Source organism: Klebsiella sp. 64 (assembly GCF_018223915.1).
In the GTDB taxonomy this organism is placed as follows: domain Bacteria; phylum Pseudomonadota; class Gammaproteobacteria; order Enterobacterales; family Enterobacteriaceae; genus Klebsiella; species Klebsiella pneumoniae.
Map to the genome: position 1 here is coordinate 1 of NZ_JAGRQZ010000058.1, position 9165 is coordinate 9165.

Annotated in this window: 9 protein-coding genes; 5 read left to right on the top strand and 4 right to left on the bottom strand. The window is 56.4% G+C overall.

What is annotated here, in order from left to right:
- Nucleotides 1-32 precede the first annotated feature (32 nt).
- Nucleotides 33-1592, bottom strand: a complete 1560-nt coding sequence (gene yoaE, locus KHQ23_RS25860) for a CNNM family cation transport protein YoaE (protein ID WP_004145524.1) — start codon at nt 1590-1592, stop codon at nt 33-35.
- Nucleotides 1593-2038: 446 nt separating this feature from the next.
- On the opposite strand from yoaE, the gene manX reads away from it, so the two are divergent.
- The 5 genes from manX to mntP all read left to right on the top strand — a co-directional run bounded on the left by manX (nt 2039) and on the right by mntP (nt 6237).
- Nucleotides 2039-3010, top strand: coding sequence for a PTS mannose transporter subunit IIAB (gene manX / locus KHQ23_RS25865; RefSeq protein ID WP_004184651.1), 972 nt, complete (start codon nt 2039-2041; stop codon nt 3008-3010).
- A gap of 56 nt (nt 3011-3066) precedes the next feature.
- On the top strand, nt 3067-3867 hold the full coding sequence (locus tag KHQ23_RS25870) for a PTS mannose/fructose/sorbose transporter subunit IIC (RefSeq protein ID WP_002910918.1): 801 nt from the start codon (nt 3067-3069) through the stop codon (nt 3865-3867).
- A 12-nt stretch (nt 3868-3879) separates the two neighbouring features.
- A complete protein-coding gene (locus KHQ23_RS25875; RefSeq protein WP_004145526.1) occupies nt 3880-4731 on the top strand; it encodes a PTS mannose transporter subunit IID in 852 nt (283 codons plus the stop codon).
- A gap of 62 nt (nt 4732-4793) precedes the next feature.
- Nucleotides 4794-5252, top strand: coding sequence for a DUF986 family protein (locus KHQ23_RS25880; RefSeq protein WP_002910920.1), 459 nt, complete (start codon nt 4794-4796; stop codon nt 5250-5252).
- A 418-nt stretch (nt 5253-5670) separates the two neighbouring features.
- Nucleotides 5671-6237, top strand: a complete 567-nt coding sequence (gene mntP / locus KHQ23_RS25885) for a manganese efflux pump MntP (protein WP_002910921.1) — start codon at nt 5671-5673, stop codon at nt 6235-6237.
- Between the two features lie 3 nt (nt 6238-6240).
- Here the strand turns inward: mntP and rlmA are convergent, their stop codons facing one another.
- From rlmA to KHQ23_RS25900, 3 genes are all read right to left on the bottom strand, one after another.
- The gene (rlmA, locus tag KHQ23_RS25890) at nt 6241-7035 is read right to left on the bottom strand and encodes a 23S rRNA (guanine(745)-N(1))-methyltransferase (protein ID WP_009307543.1); all 795 of its coding nucleotides are present in this window, start codon (nt 7033-7035) and stop codon (nt 6241-6243) included.
- Between the two features lie 61 nt (nt 7036-7096).
- Complete coding sequence (gene ftsI / locus KHQ23_RS25895) at nt 7097-8845, bottom strand: peptidoglycan glycosyltransferase FtsI (RefSeq protein WP_002910924.1); 1749 nt, start codon at nt 8843-8845, stop codon at nt 7097-7099.
- Nucleotides 8846-9032: 187 nt separating this feature from the next.
- Nucleotides 9033-9165 (bottom strand): cold shock domain-containing protein (locus KHQ23_RS25900; protein WP_022581784.1); only part of this gene is annotated, 133 nt, incomplete at its 5' end.

Consider the following 9165-nt stretch of genomic DNA (forward strand, 5'->3'; position numbering starts at 1 on the left):
TCGCCGGCCGCAGCGGCCGGCGAGCCTGGCGATTACTCTTCTTCGTCGCTCGGCGGACGAGTGACCACCGCGCGCACCAGATCGACCCGGTAATCATTCGCTTCAACTACGGTAAAATGCAGCGGCGGAAGCGACACGACGTCGCCAATGCGCGGGATATGACCATTGGCGGAGATCACCAGCCCGGCAACGGTGGCAATATCCTCATCGTCATTGATCAGTGGATCCAGCCCCAGCGCCTGCTGCAGCGCATGCAGGTCGGTCGACCCCTTAATAAGCCAGCCATCGCCATCAATGACAATCTCTGGCGTCTCATCAGCGTCCGGGAATTCACCGGCAATGGCTTCAAGGACGTCCAGCGGCGTGACCAGCCCCTGCACCACGCCAAATTCATTAGTTACGATGACGAAGCTGCCGCGCGCCCGACGCAGGACCCCGAGCAGATTGATCGGGTCCAGCGTTTCCGGAACGACAATTGCCGGGGAGGCAGAAGCCAGCGCCGCGACGTTTTCCCCCGACTCCAGGGCCACCAGCATCTCTTTCGCCCGCACGATACCAATGATTTCATCCAGCTCTCCGCGGCAGACCGGGAAGAGGCTGTGCGGCGACGACAGCAGCTGACGACGAATTTCATCTTCACTCTGCTCAGCGTCGACCCAGCTGATTTCTCCGCGCGGGGTCATGATGCTGCGCAGGGAGCGCTGGGCCAGGGTCAGCACGCCGTTAATCATGTAGCGCTCTTCTTCCGCAAAGGCGCCCTCGGGAACGGGCACCGCGGCTGGACTGTCTGCGTCATGGCTGACGGAGGCCTGTTTGCGGCCGCCCATCAGGCGCAGGATGGCATCCGCGGTACGAGCGCGCAGCGGCAGCGTCGACTGGTGGCGAACAAAGTTACGGCGCGCCACCTGGTTAAAGAACTCGATAATGATCGAGAAACCGATCGCCGCGTACAGATACCCTTTTGGAATGTGGAAGCCAAACCCTTCCGCCACCAGGCTAAGGCCAATCATCAACAGGAAGCTCAGACAGAGCACGACCACCGTCGGGTGCTGGTTGACAAAGCGCGTCAACGGCTTGGAGGCCAGCAGCATCAAGATCATCGCGATCACCACCGCCGCCATCATCACCGGCAGATGGTTAACCATCCCGACCGCCGTGATCACGGCGTCCAGGGAGAAGACGGCATCCAGCACCACTATCTGCAATACTACTACCCAGAAACTGGCATAGCCTTTACCGTGACCGGCATCGTGCTGGCGGTTTTCCAGCCGTTCATGCAGCTCGGTTGTCGCCTTAAACAACAAGAAGATCCCGCCGAGCAGCATGATGAGATCGCGCCCGGAAAAGGAGAAATCGGCGATGGTAATCAGTGGTTTCGTCAGCGTCACCATCCAGGAGATGACCGACAGCAGCCCCAGGCGCATCACCAGCGCCAGTGACAGGCCGATCAGACGCGCTTTATCGCGCTGCTTCGGCGGCAGTTTGTCCGCCAGGATGGCAATAAACACCAGGTTGTCGATACCGAGCACAATTTCCAGAACGATAAGCGTCAACAGGCCGGCCCAGATTGAGGGATCCATTAACAATTCCATGTACGACTCCGGTTTGCGGCAAGGTCAGTCATCGCCATGCCATGCAGGGGCGCGACACCAGGTGCTGAAAGAAATGCGGGATACGTAGAGGTGGCAATCAGATGCCAGAAAGTGAAAAGACGTCGATGACGGTCCATACTGCGGGCTATGCCCTATACTCCTGAGTAATTAAACGGAAGTTAAACATAGCAAAATATAGATCGAAATTGGAAATAATTTACCTGAATTTGCAATAACTAAGGCTATTTTTTGCGCTACAAAATTATTCGCAGACGATACGTGATTAACGGATCTTCATCACATTAATTATTTTTTCACTGTCTAAAATAATTCGCGGTAGTAACTATTTTCTATCTTACACCCTAACTGAATCGATTTTGTCCTCAAGAGTGATTCAGGATGTATCAAAGCAGATGATGCATTCACGATAATAAAGGAGGTAGCAAGTGACGATTGCTATTGTAATAGGCACACATGGTTGGGCTGCAGAACAGCTGCTGAAAACAGCAGAAATGCTGTTGGGCGAGCAGGAAAACGTTGGCTGGATCGATTTCGTTCCGGGTGAAAATGCCGAAACGTTGATCGAGAAATACAACGCCCAGTTGGCAAAACTGGATACCAGTAAAGGCGTGCTGTTTCTCGTCGATACATGGGGAGGCAGCCCTTTCAACGCTGCGAGCCGCATTGTCGTCGATAAAGAGCATTACGAAGTTATCGCCGGCGTCAATATCCCGATGCTGGTGGAAACCTTCATGGCCCGCGACGACGATCCTTCCTTTGATGAACTGGTCGCCTTAGCGGTTGAAACCGGCAGCGAAGGCGTGAAAGCGCTTAAAGCCAAACCGGTGGAAAAAGCGGCCCCTGCGCCCGCGCCTGCCGCAGCGCCAAAAGCCGCCGCACCGGCCAAACCCATGGGTCCGGACGACTACATGGTAATTGGCCTTGCGCGTATAGACGACCGTCTGATCCATGGTCAGGTCGCCACCCGCTGGACCAAAGAGACCAACGTTACCCGCATCATCGTTGTCAGTGATGAAGTGGCCGCGGATACCGTGCGTAAAACTCTGCTGACCCAGGTTGCGCCGCCGGGCGTCACCGCTCACGTGGTGGATGTGGCCAAAATGATCCGCGTCTACAACAACCCCAAGTATGCCGGACAGCGCGTTATGCTGCTGTTTACTAACCCGACCGACGTTGAACGTATCGTCGAGGGCGGCGTGAAAATCACCAGCGTCAACATCGGCGGTATGGCGTTCCGCCAGGGTAAAACCCAGGTTAACAACGCGATTTCAGTCGATGCCAAAGATATTGAGGCGTTTAAAAAGCTGAACGCCCGCGGTATCGAGCTGGAGGCACGTAAAGTGTCCACCGACCCGAAACTGAAAATGATGGATCTGATCGCTAAGGTTGATAAATAACCCGGCGGATCGCGCCCCAGTTTTCACTTTAAGACTTAATCAACAGGAGAAGTACAATGGAGATTACCCTTCTTCAGATTGTGCTGGTGTTCATCGTCGCGTGTATTGCGGGTATGGAGTCGGTACTTGATGAATTTCAGTTCCACCGTCCTCTGATCGCCTGTACGCTGATCGGCGCCGTTCTCGGCGATATGAAAACCGGTATTATCATCGGCGGTACGCTGGAGATGATAGCCCTGGGCTGGATGAACATCGGTGCGGCGGTAGCCCCTGATGCCGCGCTGGCGTCCATTATTTCCACCGTCCTGGTTATTGCCGGCCATCAGAGCATCGGCGCCGGTATCGCGCTGGCTATCCCGCTGGCGGCGGCAGGCCAGGTGCTGACCATCATCGTGCGCACCATCACCGTGGCCTTCCAGCACGCGGCGGATAAAGCGGCGGAGAATGGCAACCTGACCGCCCTGTCGTGGCTGCACGTCTCGTCCCTGTTCCTGCAGGCGATGCGTATCGCTATCCCGGCCGTTATCGTGGCGATTTCCGTCGGCACCAGCGAAGTTCAGGGCCTGCTGAATGCTATCCCGGAAGTGGTCACCAGCGGTCTGAACATCGCCGGCGGTATGATCGTGGTTGTCGGTTATGCAATGGTCATCAACATGATGCGCGCAGGCTATCTGATGCCGTTCTTCTACCTCGGCTTCGTCACCGCCGCCTTCACCAACTTCAACCTGGTGGCCCTGGGCGTGATTGGTGCGGTCATGGCAATCCTCTACATCCAGCTGAGCCCGAAATATAACCGCGTCGCCGGTGCGCCGGCTCAGGCGGCTGGTAACAACGATCTCGATAACGAACTGGACTAACAGGTGAGCGAAATGGTTGATATGACTAAAAATACCACCGAGAAAAAACTCACACAGAGTGATATTCGTGGCGTGTTCATTCGTTCTAACCTGTTCCAGGGTTCATGGAACTTCGAACGTATGCAGGCGCTGGGGTTCTGCTTCTCTATGGTTCCGGCGATTCGTCGTCTGTACCCGGAGAACAACGATGCGCGTAAGCAGGCGATTAAACGTCACCTTGAGTTTTTCAACACCCACCCTTACGTTGCCGCTCCGGTACTGGGCGTAACGCTGGCGATGGAAGAGCAGCGCGCCAATGGCGCAGAGATTGACGATGGCGCTATCAACGGCATCAAAGTCGGTCTGATGGGACCGCTGGCCGGCGTTGGCGACCCGATCTTCTGGGGTACCGTGCGTCCGGTGTTTGCAGCCTTAGGCGCCGGGATCGCGATGAGCGGTAGCCTGCTCGGTCCTCTGCTGTTCTTTATCCTGTTCAACGCGGTGCGTCTGCTGACCCGTTACTACGGTGTCGCCTATGGTTATCGCAAAGGCGTGGATATCGTTAAAGATATGGGCGGCGGCTTCCTGCAGAAACTGACTGAGGGGGCGTCAATCCTCGGCCTGTTTGTCATGGGGGCGCTGGTTAACAAGTGGACGCATGTGAACATTCCGATGGTGGTGTCAAAAATCACCGGCTCTGACGGACAGGTTCACGTCACCACGGTGCAGACTATCCTTGATCAGCTGATGCCTGGTCTGGTGCCGCTGCTGTTGACCTTCGCCTGTATGTGGCTGCTGCGTAAGAAAGTTAACCCGCTGTGGATCATCGTTGGCTTCTTCGTCATCGGTATCGCCGGCTACGCGGTCGGCCTGCTGGGTCTGTAATTTCCAGGCTGTACGCCGGGGGCTTGCCCCCGGCTTTTTTTTATCAGGAGAAACGCAAAGCAATGACCTTCACGGACCTGGTGATCATCCTGTTTATCCTTGCGCTACTGGCCTACGCGATATATGACCAGTTTATTATGCCGAGGCGAAACGGCCCGGTACTGCTGGCCATCCCCCTGCTTCGCCGCAGTCGCGTTGACGGCATGATCTTTGTCGGCCTCACCGCCATTCTGATCTATAACAACATCACCCAGCACGGCACGGCGATCACCACCTGGCTATTATCTGCGCTGGCGCTGATGGGGCTCTATTTATTCTGGATCCGTACGCCGAAAATCATTTTTAAACCGCGCGGCTTTTTCTTCGCCAACGTGTGGATAGAATATCAGCGGATTAAAGAGATGAATTTATCCGAGGACGGTGTGCTGGTGATGCAATTAGAGCAACGGCGGCTGCTGATACGCGTACGAAATATCGACGATCTGGAGAAGATATACAAACTTCTCATTACAACTCAATGACTTAAAAATATAGCCAGCGCTATATTATTCCCGTTAGCAGCGGAGAAATATTATAGCCACGGCTATATTTCCCGCCTAACCTTATCTTTTTTATTAACTATTTTTTCACTTATAAATTTAAATGAAAATCGTTATCATTTGGTTATTAAAATAGCCCTCTTCTGTTATTGTTTTATATTCTAAAAATATGTTAAGGTTGCGCCCGTCGTTGGGGAGTAGCCGATTTCCTGCCCGCCAGGAAATGTACGTGTCAACATACTCGTTGCAAAACGTGGCACGTACGGGTTGAAGAGATTCAATCAGGCGAGACCATAGATACATCACTGCTGTACGTATTGCTCAGCCATTGAGCGGCTCCGCGTATGTTTACTGGGGGCAGCGATGTGTCATATGGATTATCCCCGGTCAGGACACGCACATGAATTTATCCGCTACCATTCTTCTCGCTTTCGGCATGTCCATGGACGCCTTCGCAGCCTCCATCGGCAAAGGCGCCACCCTGCATAAACCCAAATTTTCAGAGGCAGTACGCACCGGGCTGATTTTTGGCGCCATTGAAACCCTGACACCGCTGGTCGGCTGGGGGCTTGGCATGCTGGCCAGCCAGTTTATCCTCGAGTGGAATCACTGGATTGCCTTTATTTTACTGGTGTTTCTCGGCGGGCGAATGATCGTCGAAGGTTTTCGCGGCGACAGCGACGAGGCGTGCGAGGCGCCTCACCGACATGGTTTCTGGCTTCTGGTCACCACCGCCTTCGCCACCAGCCTTGACGCGATGGCCGTCGGCGTCGGTCTGGCCTTCCTGCAGGTCAGCATTGTGACCACCGCGCTGGCGATCGGCTGCGCCACCTTTATCATGTCGACGCTGGGGATGATGGTCGGTCGCTTTATCGGCCCGCTGCTTGGCAAACGAGCCGAAATTCTCGGCGGTATCGTGCTGATTGGCATCGGCAGCGAAATCCTCTGGAGCCATTTCGCCGGTTAAGCTTTACGCTTCGCGCTGCCAGCAGTGGATCATAAAATCGGTCTGGCAACCAAAGGTCGGCTGCTGACGCAGCGCGGCGTGCACTTCGGCTTTAGCCCGCCATGCGAACGGCGTCATCTGCAGCAGGGCCTGCGCTTCACTTCCCGTCAGGATCATCGGGTAAGCCAGCTGCTGCTGAGCCTCCAGGCGGAACCCCGGCATCGCTTCCGTCTTCAGCTCATGCAGGCGAACTTCATCGTAAATCAGCCCTTTCAGCTCCAGTAGGTGACGGGGACCCGGCGTGGCGGTGATCACCCAACCACCGGGACGCACCACCCGCGCCAGCTCTTCGGCGTTGCAGGGCGCGTAAATGCGCACTACCGCGTCGAAGCTAGCGTCGGAAAAGGGCAGGCGCTGGCTGGAGGCCACGCAAAAATTCACCTGCGGGTAGCGTTTTGCCGCCGCGCGGATCGCCGGCTTCGACACGTCCAGCCCCCAGCTGCGGCTGGCGATCGCGGCAAACGCGTGGGTGTAATACCCCTCGCCACAGCCGATATCCAGTAAATCCGTAGGGGCGTAATGTCGCAGCCGCTCAGCGATAGCATCCCGTAGCGGCCGATAATGTCCGGCGTCGAGGAACGCCCGCCGGGCCTGCATCATTTCGGCGCTATCGCCGGGATCGCGCGACCGCTTGAACTGCACCGGTAGCAGATTGACGTACCCCTCTTTCGCCAGATCGAACTGGTGCCGCTGCGGGCAGGAATAGTGGTTGTCGCTACGGCTGAGCGGCGCGTGACAAAGGGGGCAACTGTATGACATGACGGCTCCGGTGTTGCTGAAAGGGCGAAAGTGTAGCGCTATTCGCCCCTGCAGACCACTGTTACAGCGCCGGCCCCTGTGGGTGGCTATCGTGCATTACGATCAGATTCTCCGCCCCTTGCGGCATGCCGTCCGGCATGACGTTCTCCAGCCGCAGGACATCGCCCATGATCTGGCTGAAGACCGGCGCGGACACAGCGCCGCCGTAATAGGAACCATTGCTCGGATCGTTCATCACCACCACCAGCGCGAACTGTGGTCGACTGGCGGGCGCCACGCCGGCGGTATAGGCCACATACTTATCGATATATTTGCCGTCCGGGCCGATTTTCTTCGCCGTGCCGGTTTTTACCGCCACCCGGTAGTCGCGTACCGCCGCTTTGGTACCGCCCCCGCCCGGGAGCGCCACGCTCTCCATCATATGTTCCACGCTATGCACAATACTCTCCGGCATCACCCGCGTGCCCATCACCGGCGGATCGATGCGGGTAATCGACAGTGGTCGCGCAATGCCGAAGCCGCCGATGGTGGCGTAGACGTGGGCGAGCTGGAGCGGGGTGACCATCAAACCATAGCCGAAGGCGAAGGTGGCGCGATCCAGTTGCCCCCAGTAGCGGCGATGCGGCATCAGCCCGGCGCTTTCGCCGGTCAACCCCAGCCCCGTCGGTTCGCCGAAGCCGAAAGCTTTATAGGTATCGATCAGATGCTGCACCGGCATGGCGAGCGAGAGGTGGGACACGCCGGTATCGCTGGATTTCTGCAGGATCCCGGTCAGGCTCAGCTCCGGATAATAGCCCACATCGCGAATACGATGGCCATCGAGGACGAACGGATGGGTATCCACCACGCTGTCTGGCTGGACAATCCCCTGCTGTAGCGCAGTCATGATCACCAGCGGTTTGACCGTCGACCCGGGCTCGAAGGTGTCGCTGATGGCCCGGTTGCGAAAATCATCCAGCGTCGCGCTATCGCGATTGTTCGGATTGAAGTCCGGATAGCTGGCCATCGCCAGGATCTCGCCGGTATCAATTTTGATCAATACCGCCGCCCCGGACTCTGCTTTGTTCCAGCGGACGGCGTTGTCGAGGGCGTCTTCCGTCACCGTCTGCAGGCGTTCATCAATACTCAGCTGCAGATTATGCGCCGGAACCGGCGGCACTTCGGTAATGTTCTCAATGACATTGCCATGTTTATCTTTACGCACCAGACGTCGCCCGGGTTTACCGGTCAACTGGGCGTTAAAGCTTTTCTCCACCCCTTCGATGCCCTGATTATCAACATTGGTAAAGCCCAGCAGATTGGCAGCCACGTGGCCCGCCGGGTAGAACCGTCGCGATTCATCGCGCAGGTAGACGCCCGGCAGATGCAGTTTATCAATCCACTCAGCCTGCTCGGGATTGATCTGACGCGCCAGATAGAGAAAGCGAGCGTGGGGATGACTCTGTACCCGCTGGGCCAGCTCTCCGAGGTTGAGGTGCAGCGCTTCGGCCATCGCCTGCCAGCGGGGCCCATAGCCCACACCGCCCTTCTCCATAGTGGTCTGCGGGTCGATCCAGATAGCACTGACCGGAACGCTCACCGCCAGCGGCCGTCCTTCCCGGTCGCTGATCATCCCCCGCTCAACCGCTACGGGTTCTTCGCGCAGGGAGCGCATATCTTCTTGTTTTACCAGGTTATCGGGGGAGATAATTTGTAGCCAGCCCACGCGGACCAGCAGCAGCCCCAGACAACCGAGAATGGCCACACACAGTAACCCGAAGCGAATCGGGGTGAAACTGGCGGCGGACTTCGTTTTTTTCTTTAGCACCATAGCTCCGGCATTGTTTTGCAACCAACTGATTTAACAGAAAATTAGCAAAACAGACTGCTACACAATGCTAATAAAGTTGAGTATTTGCAACAAGACGCGACGGGAGGGAGGAAAATGACATGCTTTGCAATAAAAATGCAAAAGCCCCGCGCAGGCGAGGCTTTTATACAAGAAGAGTGGTCTTGTATCAGATAGCAGTTACGTTAACTGCAGCCGGACCTTTCTGGCCGTCCTGAATTTCGAACTCAACGTTCTGGCCTTCAGCCAGAGTTTTGAAGCCGTTACCCTGGATAGCGGAGAAGTGTACGAACACGTCTTTG